This window comes from Moraxella bovoculi (assembly GCF_000988745.2).
In the GTDB taxonomy this organism is placed as follows: domain Bacteria; phylum Pseudomonadota; class Gammaproteobacteria; order Pseudomonadales; family Moraxellaceae; genus Moraxella; species Moraxella bovoculi.
This window is the reverse complement of sequence record NZ_CP011381.2, coordinates 1,970,647-1,989,521: the sequence shown is the minus strand read 5'-3', so window position 1 is coordinate 1,989,521 and position 18,875 is coordinate 1,970,647. Positions and strand designations below refer to the sequence as shown.

The window sequence follows — 18,875 nt, the reverse complement described above, 5'->3', positions numbered from 1 at the left end:
TCACCCCACGAACACATCAAGGCGATAATGACGCGTGATGAATCCTTTGAAATATTTCACCACCGCAAGGCTTTCTTTGAGTAGGTCGCGCTCGAGTGCTGATAGCGTATTTGGATTGACCTTGCGGGCGGATTTGTCATCGGTGGTGAGCGAGACGGCAAGGCGTTTTGATAGGAAAAATTCCAAAGCTTCGGTAATGTTTTGGGCGATTTTTTCGTCAATGACTTTTTGACTGGCTAATTGACGCAGACGAAGGCGAGTGCTGGTCTCATCAATGCCGTATTCAAGTGCCAATGCTCGCACGCCATGCACGATGGGGAAAATGCCAGCTTTTTTTAGGTCAATGTCGCTGTCTTTTCCGCCAGTGAATTTTTGCCAAAAACCTTCTGTGGTTGCGACTTGAATTGTCGGCGCGGCGAAGCGGTTGATAAAATTGGCATGAGCGTGGCGGACGGCGTGTTGCCAGTGTGATTTTAATTCATAAAATAACGCCACATCGCCACACACAGGGTGAGCATCCATGAGCGTGGCAAAGTGAATCATCATCTCGCCACCAGTCGCCCCCATCCATGTGCTGACTTGGGCTTTAAAATCGGTGAGCGACTTTCGCCAAGTAGGGCTTGTAATCATGATGTTGCCATCGCAATAAGGATAGCCAAGTTTTAACAGGGCATCATTAAAGGCTTGGGCGTAGGTGGGCAGATTTGGGTCGTCAAAGCCATCACGAATGATTAGGGCATTGTCTTGGTCGGTACGCATGATTTGCTCGCCACGACCTTCAGAACCCATGACGATCAGGCAGGTGTTGTCAATGACGGCAGGTGGTGCGATGAGTTGCCATACCTTAGTAAAGACATGAATGTTGAGACTTTGGACAATGCGTCCGATGACATGGACTTTCATGCCACTTTGGTTTTGTTGGCGAATGAATGTGCCAATCATCTCCACGCCCACCAAAACTTCGTCTAGGTTTTGGGCTTGGTCAATCCGCTGTGTGATGAGCTGTGAATGGTTGGTTAGGTAGTTGAGCAGTTCGGTTTGTCCAATCACGCCTGTGATCTCGCCTGCATCATTGACGATCGGTAAACGATGGACGCTTTTGCTGATCATGGTGATCAACGCTTCGCTCAAATCGTGGCTTTCGTGAATGGTGTAGAGATTAAATCGGCTATAATCTTTGACGCAAGTGGTGGCAAAATCTGCTTGTTTTGTGATGGCGTGGCAGACATCGGTCTGGGTAAATATGCCCACGCCATTGGGCGAGCTGACCAAAATGTGCTTGGCATCTACCGCCATCATACGGCAAGTCGCTTCATAAAGGCTGGCGTTTTCGTCAATAAAATTGGGCGTGCGTATGTGTTCGCCAATGCTGGCAACAGGGCGGTAGAGTAGTTGCTGGCTTTGGCTTTTGGTACTTTGGGCGTCTTGCTCTGATTTGCGAGTGGTCAAATCGGCAAACAGCAATGTCCGCAGTCGCTCGTTGTGCTGACTGATGGCATGGACGGTGTCGCCATCAAGCCGATACAGCAAGCTTTGTTCTTGGGTGATGACATCAAAGGCGACCCCATCTTTGTCCGCCAAAGAAAACCAATCGCCCACATTCAAGCCTGCCACCAACTCGCCATGCTGGTGCTGCGTGAGCTTGCCCTTGATGACGATGAACAAATCGCCTTGCCAATCGCCATTGACGGCGGTGTGTTCTGGCAGATAGATGATTTGGCTGACGGCGGCAAGTTTCTTGCGTTCGCTGGTTGTCAGGGCATCAAAGGGCGGTGTGAATAGATGGTTTAAGGCGGGATTCATCATACTTTCCTTGTATTGCTTAAAATTACCAAAACTGCCTTTATGACAAAAACTTTGTACTAAAAACTTTTTGCCAAAAATCTTGCTAAAAATCTTGCCAAAAAAGCATTTCTTATGCCAACAAATCTACCAACAAATGCGCGAGCCATTTTACGCCAGTAGGTTTTTGTATTCTGGGTTTTTGTGAATATAAGCGGCGACAAAGCTGCAAGTCGGTGCCACTTTCTTACCTTCGGCTTGTGCATAATCCAGTGCGTGCTTGGTGAGCGCCTTGCCGATGCCCTGACCACCAAGCGCACTTGGGACGATGGTGTGATTGTAGATGAGGGTGTCGCCGTGATCCAGATAGCTCAGATAAGCGGTGATGCCATCGATGGTGGTTTCAAAGCGGCGTAGGTTGGTGTTGTGGGTGATGTCGGTCATGAAAGCTCCAATTTTTCAAAAATCCTTAAAAACCATACGGATTATCTTAGCATAAAGAATTTTTCGATGCTTGTAAATGATTTTGTGAGTGATGATGAAAATTTCGCCAAGCCTGCCGTCTATTTGTCATCTTGGGGCTTGGCGATGGTATTTTTGGAGAGTTTTTCAATGCTTATGGCGTGTCAATTTGGCGGTGTGCTAATTTGATTGCGTGTCAATTTGCCAGTGTTTTGCATAAGTTTTTAAAAAATTGGCAAACGCCAACACCGCCGCACTGGGGGAGCGGTGTTTGTGCTGATACAGCAAAAATTTTCTGTCAATCTTAGGCTCTTTGATGGGAATCATGGTCAAATCATGCTGATCTATCCAGTTTTTAGCGTAGCTAAGTGCCAGTGTGATGCCAAGCCCCATTTGCGTCATGCCAAGCGCAGTGGATAAAAAATTGACCTCATAATCAGACCGAAACAGCCGCTTGGTCAGCTCCATCGGCAGTGCTGCTCGAATCTGCTCGGCAAAGGCGGCTTGTAGCGTGATGAGCTCGCCTGCTGGAATGTCCTGCCATGTGACTTCAGACCGCCCTGCCAAAGCGTGATCGGGTTTAACAATCAGATAAAACTTCGATGAAAATAGCGTCTCTGCCAAGATGTCGCTGCTAAAAGGATGTTCAGGACCGATGCCGATGTCAGCGTCGATGAGCTGCACTCGCTCCATGACCTCGCCGATGCCACAGTCGATGAGACTCACCTGAATGTCTGGATAGGCTTGTTTGAACGCCTTGATGAGACTGGGCATGATGGTGGCGGCAAGCTGCTGGCTGGCGGCGATGCGCACCTTGCCTTGATTGTAGTCTTTGATGTCGTGAATCTCGCCTGTGAACATGCGCATGTCGTCCAAGACTTTCAGGGCATAAGGCACGAGCCGCTCGCCCGCCTCTGACAGATGTAGCTGTCGGGTGGTGCGGTCAAACAGCGTGATGCCCAGCTGATTTTCCATCTCTTTAATCAGTCCGCTCAAAGACGACTGGGTCAGATACAGCTCATCAGCCGCCTTGGTAAAGCTTTTGTGGCGAGATACGGCGATGAAGGCGTTCAGCTGGCGTAGGGTGACATTCATGGATAAGTCCGATAAATAAAACTAAAAAAGCCATTTGTGCAATATGGACGACTATTTTATGATAACGGCAAATGACTTGCAATAGCTAAGAAAACACCACCACAAGAAGTCATTGTAATGTATTCAAGCACTTTTATATCATCAACCAAGGAAGTATTATGGCAGATTTATTTGACAATCCGATGGGACTAGACGGTTTTGAATTTTTGGAATTTTCAAGCCCGACGCCAAATTTTTTAGAGCCACTGTTTGAGAAAATGGGGTTTATTGAAGTCGCCCGCCACCGCTCCAAAGATGTCTCGCTGTATCGCCAAGGTGGCATCAACATCATCATCAATCGCACCAAGCGCACCCAAGCCGACTATTTTGCCCAAGAACATGGCGCAGGCGCGTGCGCGATGGGCTTTCGGGTGAAAAATGCGCAATTTGCCTACAACCGTGCCATCGAGCTGGGTGCTGAACCTGTCGATGTGCCAACGGACATGATGGAGCTTCGCTTGCCTGCCATCAAAGGCATCGGCGGTTCATTGATTTATTTTATTGACCGATATGAAGAAGGTAAGACGATTTACGACATTGATTTTGAGTTTTTGGCAGGCGTGGATAGAAATCCTGTCGGCTTTGGCTTTAAAGTGATCGATCATTTGACCCATAATCTGTATCGTGGTCGCATGGATTATTGGTATCATTTTTACCAAAAAATCTTTAATTTTCAAGAGATTCGCTATTTTGACATCAAGGGCGAATACACAGGTCTGACCAGCCGTGCCTTGACTGCGCCAGACGGCAAAATCCGCATTCCCTTGAACGAAGAGTCCAAGCAAGGCGGCGGACAGATTGAAGAGTTTTTGATGAAATTTAATGGCGAAGGCATCCAGCACATTGCGTTTTTGTCGGACAATTTGCTTGAAAGCATCGATAAGCTGCGTGCTGCTGGCGTGCCACTTGCTACCGCGCCCAAAGACACTTATTATGAAATGCTAGAAGAGCGCTTGCCAAATCACGGCGAGCCTGTGGCAGAGCTGCAAGCTCGTGGCATTTTGCTGGATGGCACCACCGAAGATGGCACGCCACGCCTACTACTACAAATTTTTTCTGAAACGCTCATGGGTCCTGTATTTTTTGAATTCATTCAAAGGAAGGGTGATTATGCCCAAGGTTTTGGTGAGGGGAACTTTAAAGCGTTGTTTGAGTCCATTGAGCGAGATCAAATTCGCCGTGGGGTTTTAGAAACGACAGATTAGTTAAATCAGGTCTTTGTGCGAGTACGATATGGCAATCATGTCGTACTCATTTTTATCAGACTGCTGTGCGATTAAAATCCATCGCAAAGTCTTTAAGCACATACGGCGACCGACTGTTACGCCATCAACTGTTCTTTTGCATCATGCCAGATTGAGTTTGTGATTCCAAATCAACTCAAATCATCGCTGAATGGGCGACGCTTTCATTGATATAGAACCTAACTAAAACCTACCAAATCCTATAAAAACGCTTTGACCATCATTAAAAAACTTCATCAATGGAGGTGTTTAGTATGCAGTACTCACTAGTTGCGATTGCAATTATTGTATTGGCATTAGGGAGTTTTGCCGATGAAGCGATGTTGGTTAGCTTCGCTTTGACGCTTGCTGACGGGGATTCAAAAAATTTAACCTTGCTATATGCTTTGTCTATGATTGGCGGTGTTATTGCCAGTCGTAGCGGTGCAGTGATTTTGCCAAAAATTAGCGAAAAAACTATTTTGCCTATCATTTTTTTTCTACAAGGATTGGTTATTCTTGCATTTTATTTTTTTGCTGATTTAGCATTGATGGTTTTGGTTCTAAGTTTTTTATTAGGATATCTGGGTTCATTATTGTGGACAATTTTTTTATCAGTATTGCCAAATTATTTTGCTAATAATTTGCCTCTTGCCAATAAAATAGTACAGACCATTAAAAATGCTGGATTTATTTTTGCTCCAAGTTTAACGGGATTTGCATTTGGTATGGTTGGTAAAAACTTGGTGTTCATTTTATCAGTAATTAGTTTTTCTTGTTTTTTCTTGTTATTGTTGAATAACAAGAACTCTCAAAGCCAACAACACGCAGATGAGTTATTGGACAATGATGCTGTCGTTTCTTATTGGCAGTTTATTAAAACCCCTACCATAAAGAGGGTTTTGGTATTTTTTACAATCACCATCGCTTTGACTTCTGCACTAAACATCATCATGATCCCTTATATCAATAATCAGTTGGCTCTTAGTCCATTTATTTATGGAACAACTTTGTCCATGATGAGTCTTGGATTGCTGATTAGCCCAATCTTATTTAGTGATTTTTTTAAAAAAATAGGTCAAGTATCTGGTGCTTATTTGGCGGCTGGATTAATGGGTATTGGCATGATGGGATTTGGCTTGGTAAGTATGTTGGCTAATTATTCAATGATTTTTATGTTATTTTTGTCTGGATTATTCGTTGGTGTGGGTAATGGGGTGCAAAATACATTGATGAGTGAGTTTATGCTTGATTTTTGTGGAAAGCATACCAAGCAGTTAATGCCTCACTATGTTTTATCACTACAATGCTGTGTTTTGTTTGGGTTTGGCATCACTTTTATGATTCAATCAGAATGGATTGTTATCAGTCTATTTTTGTTTGGTTTTGTTGTAATACTTTGTGGTGTGTTGGGCGCTTGGATGAATCATGGTGTTGATCAAGGTAAGTGGAGAATGTGAAGATTTGTGGTTCATAGGAAAAAAAGAAGTGTGCTGTAATTTTTAAGAGTTCATCAACTCATGCCAAGTCTTATTGATGGCTGTATGATTTTCATTGAATCATGCGGTTATTTTTTATTATAATAAGTTTGAATGATGACAAGGGCGGATGAGTTGTCATCATAAGACAGTAAGGAGTCTTTATGAGTAAACAAGCCCCTCTTTTACACCCGACCCCAAAACAAGCTTTACCGATTGCCATGATTGTGGTGGCGGTACTTGCTTTGACGATGATTCAGCTTGGTTTTGTGCCGTTGCTATCTTTATTGATTGTCATTCTAGGCTTGATGATGTTCGGCTTATGTAAGGGCGTCAAGTTTGAGGCAATGCAAGATAGAATGATAGGCGGTGTCGCCACGGGGATGGGGGCGATTTATTTATTTTCACTCATTGGGTTGCTTGTGTCAGCACTCATGATGAGTGGAGCGATTCCCACGCTGATTTATTATGGTTTTGAGATACTGTCATCACAATGGTTTTATCTGTCAGCTTTCATATTGGCAAGTGTGATTGGTCTGGCTTTGGGGAGTGGATTTACCACTTGTGCTACGGTAGGCGTGGCGTTTTTGGGCATGGCGAATGCCTTTGGGGCGAATCCTGCGATTGTGGCAGGAGCGGTAGTTTCTGGAGCATTATTTGGTGATAAGATGTCGCCGTTATCCGACACCACAAGCATCGCTGCTTCGATTGTGGGCGTGGATTTGTTTGATCACATCAAAAATATGATGTACACCACCATTCCTGCGTGGCTCATCACGGCGGTGATTTTTGTGTTCATGCCGTCAGCAGCAGGCGATTTGTCAGGTGTGGCGGAGCTAAAAGCGAACCTTTTGGCGAGCGGACTGGTGCAAGGCTACATGCTCATTCCTTTTGTGGTGCTGATTGCCATGGCGATGATGCGCATCAATGCGATTTATACCATTGCTGCCACCATTGTCGTGGCACTTGCCTTGACTTATACGCATTCTAGCCCAAGCCTTGCCCAGATTGGCGGTTGGTTCTTTAAGGGCTATTCTTTGCCAGAAGGTGTGGATTTGGGTGCGGTAGGCGAGCTCGTTTCTCGGGGCGGCTTGGAGAGTATGTTTTTCACGCAGATTTTGGTGATTTTGGCGTTGTCGCTTGGCGGGCTGTTGCAAGGGCTTGGCGTGTTGCCAGCACTGCTTGATGGCATGCGTCATTTATTGACAAAGGCAAGTCGTGGCGTGGCAGCAGCGGCATTCACTTCTTTTGGCATTAATGTGTTGGTTGGTGAGCAGTATTTAAGCTTGTTGCTTTCGGGCAATGCTTTTTTACCAGAATATAAAAGACTTGGATTGCATCCAAAAAATCTGTCTCGCACCATTGAAGATGCTGGCACAGTCATCAATCCGCTCGTACCATGGGGCGTGTATGGCGGATTTTTGACGGGTGTGTTTGGCATGCCTGTGATCAGCTATGTGCCGTTTGCGTTTTTCTGCTATCTGTGCTTTGCTTTGACGCTGATTTTTGGCTTTACGGGCATTACCATTTCTAAATTGACACCTAATCACAACTGATCGCATACATCAGCCACCAACCAAAAAATCAGGGCGAAACTCTCGCCCTGATTTCATGTCTGACCGCATAAGATGGTATTAAGATGTCATTTGTTCATTCATACAGCGCATCTGTCTTGACCGCCATGATGAAGTCATTTTTGTGCAGACCTTTGATGCTGTGCGACCACCACCAGACGGTGACCTTACCCCACTCCACCAAGATGCCTGGATGATGCCCTTCTGATTCGGCAAGGTGCATCAGCTTTTCGCCAAATGCCCACGCGCTTTTGAAGTTTTTGAATTTAAATACGCGTTTTAATTGCAGTACATACTGCTCACCCACCTGCTCGGACACAACCGCCCAGTCTGGCAGCTGTTTCATAAATTCTGTAAGCTCAGCGTCCGTCACTTTTGGGGCATCGGCTTGACAAGCTTCACAAAATTGACTTTTTAAATCACTCATAAAAGATTCCTTATTAACGATGTTTTTAGGGTAGGTTATTTGTCATGCCGTCTGATCATCAAGCAGGCTTGGATGTGGCTCAAATAATCCCTGCTCCATGGCTTTGTTCACTTCAGCCATCAATGATTTTTCGGTCAGTGAAAACAGCTGCTCTGGTTTGTCAATGACATAATAGATGGGTTGGATTTTATCAATGCGATAGGGTGTTCTTAAAATGTCATTGACATTAAAGGGTCGGTACTCTGGTTTACCACTGACGGCATACTCTGTCTCAGCAGGAGATGACAAAATACCACCGCCATAGATTCTAAGACCGTCTTTGGTGTTAATCAGACCAAATTCCATCGTAAACCAATAAAGTCTTGCCAGAAATACTCGTGTCTTTTTATCGGCTTGTAGTCCCAGCTTGCCATAGGTGTGCGTAAAATTGGCAAAGGCGGGATGTGTTAATAGTGGCAAATGACCGATGATTTCGTGAAAGATGTCAGGCTCTTGGATGTAGTCAAAATCATCACGAGTGCGAATGAAAGTCGCCACAGGAAATCGCTGATGCGCAAGCAGCTCAAAAAACTTGCCAAACGAGATGAGTGCAGGCACGGCGGCAGTCTGCCAGCCTGTCGTCTGCTGCAAAGTGGTGTCTAGATTGCCAAGCTTAGGAATGTGATCGATTGGCAAATCGAGCGTATTTAAGCCTTGGGTGTATTCATCGCAAGCCTTGCCGATGATGCTTTTTTGTTGGCGGATGCGCAAGTCACGCCAGATGGCATTTTCATCCGCTGACCATGCGATGTGACCGTGCGAATCGGGCATGTGGGCAGTGTAGAGGGTTTTTGATTGCATAAAAATGTCCTTTTTTTATGGCTTGATTTAAAATGGCTTAAAGAGCCATGCGATGCATTATAAAATAAAAACTTGCCATGATTGATGGGAAATTTGCTTTTTATATTGGCAATCACGATAAATGCTCGTGAGTATATTTATGAATAATACCTAAACAACCACCGGCACTTTCCCCTAATTTTTGCGGTATAATACGCCAACTTTAATAATGATGGTTTTGGCTATGATGATTTGGCGTAGTTTGCCATGCTGGGTGCGGGGCGTGGTGATTGGGCTTTTACTGCTTGTGCTTGCGGTGGCGCTGCTGGCGGTATTGAGCCATCGTCCGTTGCCAGAGAATGCCCAAAAGACCGTCTCCACGCACCTGATGCCAAGCCCAGATGGTAATATCGTCAAGCGCCTGCTGCCAGAGATTTCCGAGCACTCGGGCGAAAGTGGCATTTATACACTGGCAAACAGCCGTGATGCGTTTTTGGCTCGTCTGGCTTTGGTCGAGATGGCAGAGCAGAGCCTTGATTTGCAGTACTACATCTACCACGACGACATCTCAGGCAGACTGCTTAGCCAAAGACTCATCGCTGCTGCCGACCGTGGCGTGCGTGTGCGGCTACTGCTTGATGATCATACGATGGCGGGGATGGACGGCGTGATTCGCAGGCTTGATGACCATGACAACATCGAAGTACGCCTTTTTAATCCATACATGCAGCGCCGTTTTCGCCCTTTGGGGTATTTGACGGACTTTTTTCGTCTCAATCGCCGCATGCACAACAAATCCATGACCGCCGACAGCATCGTGAGCATCGTCGGTGGGCGCAACATTGGCGATGAGTATTTTGATGCGACAAGTGGCATGATGTTTGCCGACCTAGATGTGGCAGTGGTGGGGCAAGCGGCGCACGAGACGGCGGAGGATTTTGACAGATATTGGAACAATCAATCCGCCTATCCTGCCCAAGTCATCATCGGCGATGTCGAGCCTGCCGACCTTTCGGGCGTGTCTGATGAGGCACGAGAGTATCTCAGTCTGCTCATGCAGGCAAACTTTGCCAACTATCTGACGGACGGACAGATGCCTTGGGTGTGGACAAAAACACAATTTATCAGCGACCACCCTGATAAAGTGCTCAAAAAACAAGAAAAAGAAAATATCCTTGACAGATACATTTCGCCTTTGATGGAAAACACCCAAAATGAGCTTGTGATCGTCTCGCCTTATTTTGTGCCGACCAGACAGGGCGAAGAGATGCTAAGTAAGCTTGCCAAAAATGGTAAAACGGTGCAAGTGCTGACCAATACGTTGGCTGCTAACGATGTGGCGGTGGTGCATTCAGGCTATGCCAAATACCGTAAAGACCTGCTGCAAAGCGGCGTCAAGCTGTACGAGCTTAAAGACGATGCCACCGTCAAGCCAGCTGCCGTCAGAAGTGCCTACGATGGGCAGGGCGCCAGTCTGCACGCCAAGACTTTTGCGGTCGATGGGCGGTATTTGTATGTCGGCTCTTTTAATATGGATCCCCGTTCTGCCAATCTCAACACCGAGATGGGGCTGCTCATCGACAGTCCAAAGCTTGCCAAAGACCTGATGGATCAGCTGTCGGTGAATCTGCCAAAGCACACTTATGCGGTGAGCCTGAACGACAAAGGCAAGATGATCTGGACAACCATCGAAGACGGCGAGACAATCCAGCGCACGCATGAGCCAGAAAGCTCACTGTTTCGCCGTGTGCAGGTGTGGATCGCAAGCCAGCTGCCGATTGAGTGGTTGCTCTAAGCATGTGCTATTGTAACTATATTAAAGCCGCTTACTGATCGCTGTTTTGGACATACTGACAGAGCATGACATAGAATTTTTGGGCGGCGTCTGACAAAGGACGACCTCTTTTGCGATACAAAAAAGCAGGACGAGTGATGCGTGGTTCGGTCAGAAGTCGCATACAAAGACCATGCTGGGCGACTCGATCTTTTGAATAAGGCAGACAAAAAGTCAGCCCAAGATTCTGCGCCACCATGCTAAAAGCCGTGGTCAAAAAATTCACCTGATGTGCGGCATTTTTGATGATGTCAGTATGTTCTTTTGGTAGGTCTTCTATCAGCAGGCGATTGAATGATCCTGATAATGTAATTAAAGATTCGTTATGTAAGTCTGCCCAATCCACATGTGCCAATTTGCTAAATGGATGATGGGTCGGCATCACCACATAAAAAGGCAGCTCAAACAGCATCTCACTCGACAAGCTGTCGGCGATGTCTCGCTCAGGACCCACACCAAAATCCACCAAGCCTGCGCTGACCGACTCAATGACGGCATCAACCGAGCAGTCATCCATGCTGACCTTGATGCTGGGGTATTTGGCGGAAAATTGCGCCATCACTTTGGGCATGACCGACGCCGCCAGCTGCTGACTCACCGCCACTTTGACAGAGCCGCTTTCTAAGTCCTTTAATCGACCGACCTCCGTTGCCATATTTTCCAAATCATACAAAATACGCAACGCCATCGGATAGATGTGCTGTCCTGCCACCGACAGCGATAAGGTGCGTGTCGTGCGGTCAAATAGCCGCAAATCCAAGGTCGTCTCAAACTCTTTAATCAAGCCGCTCAAAGCAGACTGGGTGATGTGTAGCTGTTCGGCGGCTTTGGTAAAGCTACCAAGCTCAGCGACTGCTTTAAAGGCACGCAGCTGGCGCAGCGTGACATTGGCTGGATTCATACGATTTCTCTGATGGCTTTGGTGATGATGGAGCAAAATTATCATAAATAACGATAAATAATCAAGAAATTCCTGCTTTATTTTCACGGTTTTTTTTGATGAAATGTCATCATTCAAAGAAAATATCCAACCGCCAATCCAAAGGAGAGAAAAATGGCAATAACCCAAGGCGTGCATCATGTGGCGTACCGCTGCAAAGATGCCAAAGAAACGGTCGAGTGGTATCAAAAACATTTACAGATGGATTTTGTCTTGGCAATCGGTGAAGATAAAGTGCCATCGACAGGCGAAGATGATCCTTATATGCACATTTTTTTGGATGCAGGCGGTGGGAATATTTTGGCATTTTTCGAGCTGCCTACCCGTCCGACCATGGGACGAGACCCGAACACGCCCATCTGGACGCAGCACTTGGCACTGAAAGTAGAAAGCATGGAGAAGCTGCTCGCCACCAAAGATAAGCTTATCAGCGAAGGCATTGAGGTGCTGGGTCCGACTAATCATACGCTGTTTCATTCCATTTACTTTTTTGACCCAAATGGGCATCGCATCGAACTTGCCTATGATGTCACCACCGACAAGCAGGCTCGTGCGCTTGATAAAGTCAAATGGGACATGCTGAACGAATGGGCGCTCACCAAAAAAGCGCCAAAGCACGCCCGTTGGGTGCATGACGGCAGCGAACCACCAGAAGTATAATTTTAATAGCTATTTAATATCAACAAAACAAGGAAAATCCAATGAAATTAGCCAGTTTAAAATCGCAAAGCCGTGATGGACGCTTGGTGGTCGTGAGCCGTGATTTAAGCCGTTATCTTGAACCCGAGATTTTAACGCTTCAGTCTGCTTTGGAAAATTGGGAAAGTGCCAAGCCTGCCCTACAAAAGCTCTATGACGAACTCAACACATCACAAATAGGCAAGCCTTTTAATCAAAATGACTGCCATTCGCCGCTACCAAGAGCCTATCAGTGGGCGGATGGTTCAGCGTATCTGAACCATGTGGAGCTGGTGCGTAAAGCTCGCAATAGCGAGGTGCCAGCGTCTTTTTATGATGATCCTTTGATGTATCAAGGCGGCTCGGACAGCTTTATTGCGCCAACAGATGACATCATCGCCAAAGAGGCGTGGGGCATTGATATGGAAGCTGAGGTGGTGGTGATCACGACCGATTTGCCATTGGGTGCGACCGAAGAACAAACCGCCAAAGCGATAGCGCTCATCGGTCTGGTCAATGATGTATCCCTACGAAATCTTATCCCTGCTGAGCTTGCCAAAGGGTTTGGTTTCTTGCAATCAAAGCCTGCATCCGCATTTAGTCCAGTATTCGTAACCCCTGATGAGCTTGGTGATGCTTGGTCGGATACCAAGGTGCATCTGCCGCTCAATGTGGAGCTTAACGGTGAGCTGTTTGGCTGTCCGAACGCTGGCGTGGACATGACTTTCAATTTTGCTCGTCTGGTCAGCCACCTAGCCAAGACTCGTGAGATCGAGGCAGGAACGATCGTCGGCTCTGGCACGGTGTCTAATAAGCAGGGTAATCTGTACGGCTCATCGGTGGCGCAAGGCGGCGTTGGCTACTGCTGTATCGCTGAGGTGCGCATGTATGAAACCATAGAAAATGGGGCGCCCATCACCGACTTTATGAAGCAGGGCGACACCGTGAAAATCTACATGAACGACAAAGAAGGCAACAGCATCTTTGGGGAGATTTTCAATACGGTCAAGACGGATTTTTGATTGAAGCATAACCCTGTTTGCTAACGGGGTTATTTTCTTTGTTAAAAGGAAGAATCCATGAAGCTTTATTCTTATTTTAGAAGTTCGGCAAGTTACCGAGTGCGCATTGCTTTAAATCTGAAAAACTTGCCTTATGACATTATCCCCATTCATTTGGTCAAAGGCGAACAAAAGTCAGATGGCTATAAAGATAAAAACCCCAGCGGTTTAATACCTGCCTTGGAGCTTGATGATGGCACCATCATCACGCAATCCATGGCGATTTTGGATTATTTGGAAAATGAATATCCAAGTGTGCCATTATTGCCAAAAGACAATGCGAATAGGGCGATTGTCTTGTCGATGTGCAATATCATTGCTTGTGATACGCATCCTTTAAACAATTTAAGGGTGTTGCAATATCTTGCAAATGATTTAAAAATCAGCGATGAGCAAAAACAAAATTGGTATGCTCATTGGATTTTGGTTAATTTTACCGCTTTGGAAAATTTATTAAAAATTCATGGTGGAAAATACTGTTTTGGCGATGAGCTGAGTTTGGCAGATGCTTGTCTTATACCGCAGGTGTATAATGCCAAGCGCTTTAAGGTAGATTTGGCAGGTTTTCCCAATATTTTAAAAGTGGTGGAAAATTGCCATCAACTGGATGCATTTGTCAAAGCAAGCCCTGAAAAGCAGGTGGATTTTGAGTGATTTTAAAGCTAATGGCTCAGCTTGGTACGAATTATCGATAAGTCGTGGATGACTTGCCGATAAAATTTTTTCAGCCCTTGGCACAAATAATTTAACCCAGCTTCACCCGTGCTGTCATTGATAAAGCGGTTTTTGGGACATTCACCCCAACACAGTTTTAGATGGTCGCATTGTTTGCAATCGCTCGGTAATTTCAAATGTTTGGCATAGCTAAAACTGGCTTGCTGTTTGCTAAACACCAGCGATCCTTGATGGGTTTTGTGAATGTTGCCCAGCTTGTACTGCGGATAAACAAAATGATCGCAGCTGTACAGACTGCCATCGTGTTCAATCGCAACTGCCTTGCCGCAAATCGGCGCAGTAGTGCATTTTTGAGCACCTAAGCCTAAGGCTTGGCTGATGGTGTTTTCAAATTGATCGATAAACACTCGCCCAAAGTCGTTTTTAAGCCATTCTTGCCAAATCACGCATAAAAACTCTCCCCACTGTTGGGGCGACACCGACCAATCGGTAACGATGGAATCAGAATGGGTGCTGGATTTAAAAATATAATTGGTGGGTTTTTTGATGAAATGAGTGGGCTCAACTGCCGATAAAAATTGAATCATTCTGGGGCGAACGACATCTTTTAAAAAGCGATAAACTTTGAGCGGTTCTTTTGAATTGTGACTATTCACCACACACAAGGCGTGAAAGGGGACTTGATGAGCGTGCAATTTGTCAATCGCCCGCATGACCAGGGCGTGCGTGGGTTTTTGATTTTTGGTTTTTCGTAGTTTGTCGTGCAATTCTGCGGTGCCGTCGATGGAGATGCCCACCAAAAAGTTTTCTTGTTTTAAAAACTCACACCAAGCGTCATCGATTAACAAGCCATTGGTTTGTAAGTCATTGACAATGTGTTGGTTGGGTTTGGCGTAGCGTTTTTGTAGGGTAATGGCTTGTTTAAAAAAATCCAGCCCCATAATGGTGGGCTCACCGCCTTGCCAAGTAAACACCACCTCTTCACTGGTTTGGGCTTCAATGTATTGCTTGATGTGCGTCTCAAGCGTTGTCAAATCCATGCGTGGGTGCTTGGGCTGGGTCAATAGCGCTTGTTTATGCAGATAAAAACAATACTCGCAGTCAATGTTACATTCTGAGCCAGACGGCTTGATCATGGCGTGATAGGCAAAGGCGAAAGGGTCTTTCGCCTTTGGTTGGGTGCTAGGGTTCATGTCACTAATCTTATGTTACTTGTCGTCAGAAGGTGGGCGAATGGGATTTAATTCAACAACACCCACATCGGCTGAGTATTTTTCATAAGCATGAATCATCTGCGCAAGTACTTCTGGATGTTTGTCACTAATGTCAGTGGTTTCGGCAGGGTCGGTTGCAATATCAAACAACCGCCATTTGCCAACAGGAAGCTTGGCAGGAGGGATGCCTGCGGGCAATGTACCCAAAAAGGTCGCTTTAAAGTTGCCCATTCGCACCTGTCGTCCGCCACGCATTTCAAAGGAAGCAGGGCTAATGGGCTGAACCGTTGTTTTGCTTGGGTTTGTTAGGGTATCTGCAAGACTTGAGCCTTGTAGCGGGGTTTTGTCTGGTGCGGTTGCTTTTGTTACTCCTGCTATGTCCAAAATGGTGGGGGCTAAATCCGCCATCGTGCTGTATTTTCCTGACAGACCTTGCGAGATGCCTTTGCCGGAGATGATGAGCGGTGAACGAATTGCGCCATCGCTCATATAGCCCTTGAACAAGGCAAATGGGGTCATAGAGGCCTGAGCCCAGATTGGACCTGTGGAGACATAGCTGCTGGCTTTGCCCAGATTGTCATAATCATTAAAGCGAGATTCTTTAATCCAGCCGCCCCATTTGGCGGAGGCTTCACGAGAGGCTCCTGCCGCCCCATTGTCCGACAAGAATAAGATGACGGTGTTGTCATATTGTCCTGTTTGTTTGAGATGATTGATGACGCGACCGATGTTGTGATCCATATTGTCAATCATCGCTGCATAAAGCTGCATACGCTTGGCTTCGACTTTTTTGGCATCATCACTCAGGCTTTCCCAGTCGGGCGCATTGACGAGTTCGTGCGGTTTGACATTTTCATTAATCAAGCCCAACGACTTTAAATTTTCTAGACGGTTATTTGCCAACGCTTGTGGACCGTTCATATATTTGCCTTCGTATTTTTGGATATATTCATCAGGCGCCTGCAAGGGCGAATGCGGTGCGGTATATGATAAAAAGGCAAAAAACGGCTGATATTCGTCTTTTTTATTCAGGCTTTCTAGCAGATAATCGGTATAAAAATCGGTGGAAAACTCGCCTTCTGGCAACTGCGCATCAATCCCATTATGGCTGTACAAATCCCGCCCATCTGGCGAATCTAATTTGTCTTGATAGCGCCAATTATTCGCCTCGCCGTTGAGCAGGGCAAAAGAGTCATTAAATCCCCATGCATTTGGTTGATGTTCCGTCTTTTTACCCAAGTGCCATTTGCCAGATAATATGGTGTGGTAACCCGCCTGTTTGAGTCGTTGGGCGATGGTTAGGCTGTTGTCGGTTAGATGTCCAACATAATTGGGGGCTTTGGCTTGATCTGGGGTGTTTAATTCATAAATATTGCCAAGCCCTACTTGGTGTGGATCAACGCCTGTCAAAAACATGGCGCGGCTTGGCGACGAATAGGGCGAAACAAAAAAGTTGGTAAAGCTTACACCTTGTTTGGCAAGCTCGTCCAGATAGGGGGTGGGAATCTCCGAACCATAAGGCTCGATGTCCGACCAGCCCAAGTCGTCCGCCATGATCACCAAAATATTCGGCTGTTTGGGTGCTGTGTTGGCCTGGGCTTGTAAGGTAATGTTTGATAACAGCACACCTACGGCGATGGCTAGGGTGTTTTTATTGACAAAAATTGATTTCATTGATCACTCCTTGATGGCTAAAACTAAAACTGAATACTTTCAATTTTAATCATAAAATTTGGCAAAATTTATCGTAAATTTGTATAAATACTTCGGAAAAAACGATTTTATTTTTTGGGTAAATATGCGTTTAATAACAAGACCGACTTGTTTGTTTTGTATTCTTCAATCGTGAACAAGTATATTTGCCAATTTTATTGATGACAAGGAGAGAATCATGAAAATGAAATTGACCGCAGTGGCAGCGACCATGTTAGCTCTAAGCGCTTGCACCGATGATATTGCCACTTCTGCACCGGCAGCCGGCGGTGATGACAAGGTTGTTTTGAAGGTGGCACATTTTTGGCCGGCGACCGCGATGAGCCAAAAGAAAGTGCTTGAGCCGTGGTGCGAAAAAATCGCCACTGAGTCAGCAGGTAAGCTAAGTTGTCAGTTTTATCCTGCGATGCAGTTGGGTGGTACGCCAGCGCAGCTCATTGACCAAGTGACTGATGGTGTGGCAGATATCGTCTGGACTTTGCCGGGCTATACCGCAGGGCGCTTCCCGAGCATGGAAGTGATGGAGCTGCCATTTATGACAGTTGATGGTGAAAAAAGCAGCCGTGTAGCATGGCAAATGTATGAAGAATTTGGTCAAAAAGACTTTGAAAATGTCAAGCCGCTTGCCTTCAACGTGCATGATCGCGGGCAGATTCACAACAATGTGCGTCCCATCACTAAGCTTGAAGATTTCAAGGGTCTAAAAATGCGCGCTCCAACACGCCTAACCAACAAAACTTTGGAAGCACTGGGTGCAACGCCTGTCAGCGTGCCGATGCCAAGCCTTTCAGAGTCCATGTCTAAGGGTGTCATCGATGGCTATATCCTACCGTGGGAAGTGGTGCCGACGCTCAAACTGCATGAAATGACCAAGTACCATTCTGAAATTAACAGTCCAGATCCCGTCTTGTACAGTACTTTGTTTAGCATCATCATGAACAAACAAAAATATGACAGTCTGCCTGATGACCTTAAAAAAGTCATTGACAATAACTCTGGCGCTGAATTCTCAGCAAGCCTAGGCAAGGCATGGGATGATGAGGTGGTTCATGCTCGTCAGCAGGCGGTTGATGCTGGCAATGCCATCAATACCATCAGTTCGGACGAGACTAAGCGCATTCAGGATGCTTCTCAAAAAGTCTATACAGACTGGATCAATGAAATGAATGGTAAGGGCTATGATGCTCAAGCGATGGTAAATCGCGCCAAAGAGCTGATTGCTGCCAACTGAGCCGGTTAAGCTGAACTTGCCATGATCAAAGAGTGATGATCATGGCAAGATGAATCTTGATATTTATAAAGAGTGCTTAATTAAAACAATGGAGTGGACATGGCAGATTCATTTGAATTAGAAATTAAAGACGATAGACCGGCTGATGCACTCGGGCGGTTTTTGTGGGGCTGGTCAAAGCTTTCGGCATTTGGCGGGGTGGCAATATTGGTGGGTATTTGCTTGCTTTCTACGGCCAGCGTCGTTGGTCGGGCAGTATTTAATACGCCAATTAAAGGCGATGTAGAGCTGGTGCAGATTGGCTGTGCACTCGCGATTGCGTCTTTTTTGCCATATGCTCAAATGAAAAAAGCCCATGTCATTGTCGATTTTTTTACCATCAAAGCACCCATCGTGGTGCGCAAATATTTGGATATTTTTGCGGCAGTGTTGCTCGCAATGGTGGCTTTGGTGTTGATGTGGCGAAGCTATTTTGGGGCTGTCACCGCTTTTAAAAATGGCACAAAAACCATGATTTTGGGATTGCCTGAATGGTGGGCGCACATCACCATCGCGCCTGGATTTTTCTTGCTTGCTTTGACGGCATTTTATACGGCATGGCGATTTTTCAAGCGATACGAAGCTAAGTAA

General features: G+C 46.0%; 18 protein-coding genes. 10 read left to right on the top strand and 8 right to left on the bottom strand.

Annotated features, from left to right (window positions below; genetic code table 11):
- Both AAX10_RS09190 and AAX10_RS09185 read right to left on the bottom strand, forming a co-directional pair.
- The gene (locus AAX10_RS09190) at positions 1–1,803 is read right to left on the bottom strand and encodes a DUF294 nucleotidyltransferase-like domain-containing protein (protein ID WP_046700435.1); all 1,803 of its coding nucleotides are present in this window, start codon (positions 1,801–1,803) and stop codon (positions 1–3) included.
- 150 nt (positions 1,804–1,953) lie between these two features.
- Positions 1,954–2,226 carry a GNAT family N-acetyltransferase gene (locus AAX10_RS09185; protein ID WP_046698738.1) on the bottom strand — a complete coding sequence of 91 codons (273 nt, stop codon included), beginning with the start codon at positions 2,224–2,226 and terminating at the stop codon, positions 1,954–1,956.
- Positions 2,227–2,292: 66 nt separating this feature from the next.
- Here AAX10_RS09185 and AAX10_RS10135 point away from each other — a divergent pair, with 66 nt between their 5' ends.
- Entirely contained in the window at positions 2,293–2,433 is a 141-nt protein-coding gene (locus AAX10_RS10135; protein ID WP_158580364.1) for a hypothetical protein, read from the top strand.
- Here the strand turns inward: AAX10_RS10135 and AAX10_RS09180 are convergent.
- Positions 2,425–3,339, bottom strand: coding sequence for a LysR family transcriptional regulator (locus tag AAX10_RS09180; protein WP_046700434.1), 915 nt, complete (start codon positions 3,337–3,339; stop codon positions 2,425–2,427). The genes AAX10_RS10135 and AAX10_RS09180 overlap by 9 nt on opposite strands.
- Before the next feature lie 158 nt (positions 3,340–3,497).
- Here AAX10_RS09180 and hppD point away from each other — a divergent pair, with 158 nt between their 5' ends.
- The 3 genes from hppD (at position 3,498) to AAX10_RS09165 (ending at position 7,635) form a co-directional block, all read left to right on the top strand.
- A complete protein-coding gene (gene hppD, locus AAX10_RS09175) occupies positions 3,498–4,583 on the top strand; it encodes a 4-hydroxyphenylpyruvate dioxygenase (protein ID WP_046700433.1) in 1,086 nt (361 codons plus the stop codon).
- Between the two features lie 293 nt (positions 4,584–4,876).
- Positions 4,877–6,061 (top strand): MFS transporter, encoded by a 1,185-nt coding sequence (locus AAX10_RS09170; protein ID WP_080947154.1) that lies wholly within the window; start codon positions 4,877–4,879, stop codon positions 6,059–6,061.
- A 182-nt stretch (positions 6,062–6,243) separates the two neighbouring features.
- Positions 6,244–7,635: a Na+/H+ antiporter NhaC family protein gene (locus AAX10_RS09165; protein WP_046698735.1), complete on the top strand. Its 1,392-nt coding sequence runs from the start codon at positions 6,244–6,246 to the stop codon at positions 7,633–7,635.
- A gap of 94 nt (positions 7,636–7,729) precedes the next feature.
- Here AAX10_RS09165 and AAX10_RS09160 read toward each other — a convergent pair whose 3' ends face one another.
- Both AAX10_RS09160 and phhA read right to left on the bottom strand, forming a co-directional pair.
- Entirely contained in the window at positions 7,730–8,080 is a 351-nt protein-coding gene (locus AAX10_RS09160) for a 4a-hydroxytetrahydrobiopterin dehydratase (protein ID WP_036367080.1), read from the bottom strand.
- A 42-nt stretch (positions 8,081–8,122) separates the two neighbouring features.
- Complete coding sequence (gene phhA / locus AAX10_RS09155; protein WP_046699047.1) at positions 8,123–8,920, bottom strand: phenylalanine 4-monooxygenase; 798 nt, start codon at positions 8,918–8,920, stop codon at positions 8,123–8,125.
- A gap of 223 nt (positions 8,921–9,143) precedes the next feature.
- On the opposite strand from phhA, the gene AAX10_RS09150 reads away from it, so the two are divergent.
- On the top strand, positions 9,144–10,694 hold the full coding sequence (locus AAX10_RS09150) for a phospholipase D family protein (protein WP_226997770.1): 1,551 nt from the start codon (positions 9,144–9,146) through the stop codon (positions 10,692–10,694).
- Positions 10,695–10,725: 31 nt separating this feature from the next.
- Here the strand turns inward: AAX10_RS09150 and AAX10_RS09145 are convergent, their stop codons facing one another.
- On the bottom strand, positions 10,726–11,634 hold the full coding sequence (locus tag AAX10_RS09145) for a LysR family transcriptional regulator (protein ID WP_046700712.1): 909 nt from the start codon (positions 11,632–11,634) through the stop codon (positions 10,726–10,728).
- Positions 11,635–11,787: 153 nt separating this feature from the next.
- Here AAX10_RS09145 and AAX10_RS09140 point away from each other — a divergent pair, with 153 nt between their 5' ends.
- The 3 genes from AAX10_RS09140 to maiA are packed head-to-tail and all read left to right on the top strand — an operon-like array spanning position 11,788 to position 14,066.
- On the top strand, positions 11,788–12,333 hold the full coding sequence (locus AAX10_RS09140; protein ID WP_036367086.1) for a VOC family protein: 546 nt from the start codon (positions 11,788–11,790) through the stop codon (positions 12,331–12,333).
- Positions 12,334–12,374: 41 nt separating this feature from the next.
- A complete protein-coding gene (locus tag AAX10_RS09135; RefSeq protein ID WP_046700432.1) occupies positions 12,375–13,373 on the top strand; it encodes a fumarylacetoacetate hydrolase family protein in 999 nt (332 codons plus the stop codon).
- A 57-nt stretch (positions 13,374–13,430) separates the two neighbouring features.
- A complete protein-coding gene (maiA, locus tag AAX10_RS09130; RefSeq protein WP_046700431.1) occupies positions 13,431–14,066 on the top strand; it encodes a maleylacetoacetate isomerase in 636 nt (211 codons plus the stop codon).
- Positions 14,067–14,074: 8 nt separating this feature from the next.
- Here the strand turns inward: maiA and AAX10_RS09125 are convergent, their stop codons facing one another.
- Together AAX10_RS09125 and AAX10_RS09120 are read right to left on the bottom strand one after the other, a co-directional pair.
- Positions 14,075–15,280 carry an anaerobic sulfatase maturase gene (locus AAX10_RS09125; protein WP_046700430.1) on the bottom strand — a complete coding sequence of 402 codons (1,206 nt, stop codon included), beginning with the start codon at positions 15,278–15,280 and terminating at the stop codon, positions 14,075–14,077.
- 15 nt (positions 15,281–15,295) lie between these two features.
- Positions 15,296–16,975: an arylsulfatase gene (locus AAX10_RS09120; RefSeq protein WP_080947153.1), complete on the bottom strand. Its 1,680-nt coding sequence runs from the start codon at positions 16,973–16,975 to the stop codon at positions 15,296–15,298.
- Positions 16,976–17,192: 217 nt separating this feature from the next.
- Here AAX10_RS09120 and AAX10_RS09115 point away from each other — a divergent pair, with 217 nt between their 5' ends.
- Together AAX10_RS09115 and AAX10_RS09110 are read left to right on the top strand one after the other, a co-directional pair.
- Positions 17,193–18,245, top strand: coding sequence for a TRAP transporter substrate-binding protein (locus AAX10_RS09115; RefSeq protein WP_205527004.1), 1,053 nt, complete (start codon positions 17,193–17,195; stop codon positions 18,243–18,245).
- A 99-nt stretch (positions 18,246–18,344) separates the two neighbouring features.
- Entirely contained in the window at positions 18,345–18,875 is a 531-nt protein-coding gene (locus AAX10_RS09110) for a TRAP transporter small permease (RefSeq protein ID WP_036367097.1), read from the top strand.

What these genes read in the sequence shown, in the direction of transcription:
- AAX10_RS09190 (WP_046700435.1), bottom strand. Translation starts at nt 1,803, where the DNA reads ATGAATCCCGCCTTAAACCATCTATTCACACCGCCCTTTGATGCCCTG.
- AAX10_RS09185 (WP_046698738.1), bottom strand. Translation starts at nt 2,226, where the DNA reads ATGACCGACATCACCCACAACACCAACCTACGCCGCTTTGAAACCACC.
- AAX10_RS10135 (WP_158580364.1), top strand. Translation starts at nt 2,293, where the DNA reads ATGCTTGTAAATGATTTTGTGAGTGATGATGAAAATTTCGCCAAGCCT.
- AAX10_RS09180 (WP_046700434.1), bottom strand. Translation starts at nt 3,339, where the DNA reads ATGAATGTCACCCTACGCCAGCTGAACGCCTTCATCGCCGTATCTCGC.
- hppD (WP_046700433.1), top strand. Translation starts at nt 3,498, where the DNA reads ATGGCAGATTTATTTGACAATCCGATGGGACTAGACGGTTTTGAATTT.
- AAX10_RS09170 (WP_080947154.1), top strand. Translation starts at nt 4,877, where the DNA reads ATGCAGTACTCACTAGTTGCGATTGCAATTATTGTATTGGCATTAGGG.
- AAX10_RS09165 (WP_046698735.1), top strand. Translation starts at nt 6,244, where the DNA reads ATGAGTAAACAAGCCCCTCTTTTACACCCGACCCCAAAACAAGCTTTA.
- AAX10_RS09160 (WP_036367080.1), bottom strand. Translation starts at nt 8,080, where the DNA reads ATGAGTGATTTAAAAAGTCAATTTTGTGAAGCTTGTCAAGCCGATGCC.
- phhA (WP_046699047.1), bottom strand. Translation starts at nt 8,920, where the DNA reads ATGCAATCAAAAACCCTCTACACTGCCCACATGCCCGATTCGCACGGT.
- AAX10_RS09150 (WP_226997770.1), top strand. Translation starts at nt 9,144, where the DNA reads ATGATGATTTGGCGTAGTTTGCCATGCTGGGTGCGGGGCGTGGTGATT.
- AAX10_RS09145 (WP_046700712.1), bottom strand. Translation starts at nt 11,634, where the DNA reads ATGAATCCAGCCAATGTCACGCTGCGCCAGCTGCGTGCCTTTAAAGCA.
- AAX10_RS09140 (WP_036367086.1), top strand. Translation starts at nt 11,788, where the DNA reads ATGGCAATAACCCAAGGCGTGCATCATGTGGCGTACCGCTGCAAAGAT.
- AAX10_RS09135 (WP_046700432.1), top strand. Translation starts at nt 12,375, where the DNA reads ATGAAATTAGCCAGTTTAAAATCGCAAAGCCGTGATGGACGCTTGGTG.
- maiA (WP_046700431.1), top strand. Translation starts at nt 13,431, where the DNA reads ATGAAGCTTTATTCTTATTTTAGAAGTTCGGCAAGTTACCGAGTGCGC.
- AAX10_RS09125 (WP_046700430.1), bottom strand. Translation starts at nt 15,280, where the DNA reads ATGAACCCTAGCACCCAACCAAAGGCGAAAGACCCTTTCGCCTTTGCC.
- AAX10_RS09120 (WP_080947153.1), bottom strand. Translation starts at nt 16,975, where the DNA reads ATGAAATCAATTTTTGTCAATAAAAACACCCTAGCCATCGCCGTAGGT.
- AAX10_RS09115 (WP_205527004.1), top strand. Translation starts at nt 17,193, where the DNA reads ATGAAAATGAAATTGACCGCAGTGGCAGCGACCATGTTAGCTCTAAGC.
- AAX10_RS09110 (WP_036367097.1), top strand. Translation starts at nt 18,345, where the DNA reads ATGGCAGATTCATTTGAATTAGAAATTAAAGACGATAGACCGGCTGAT.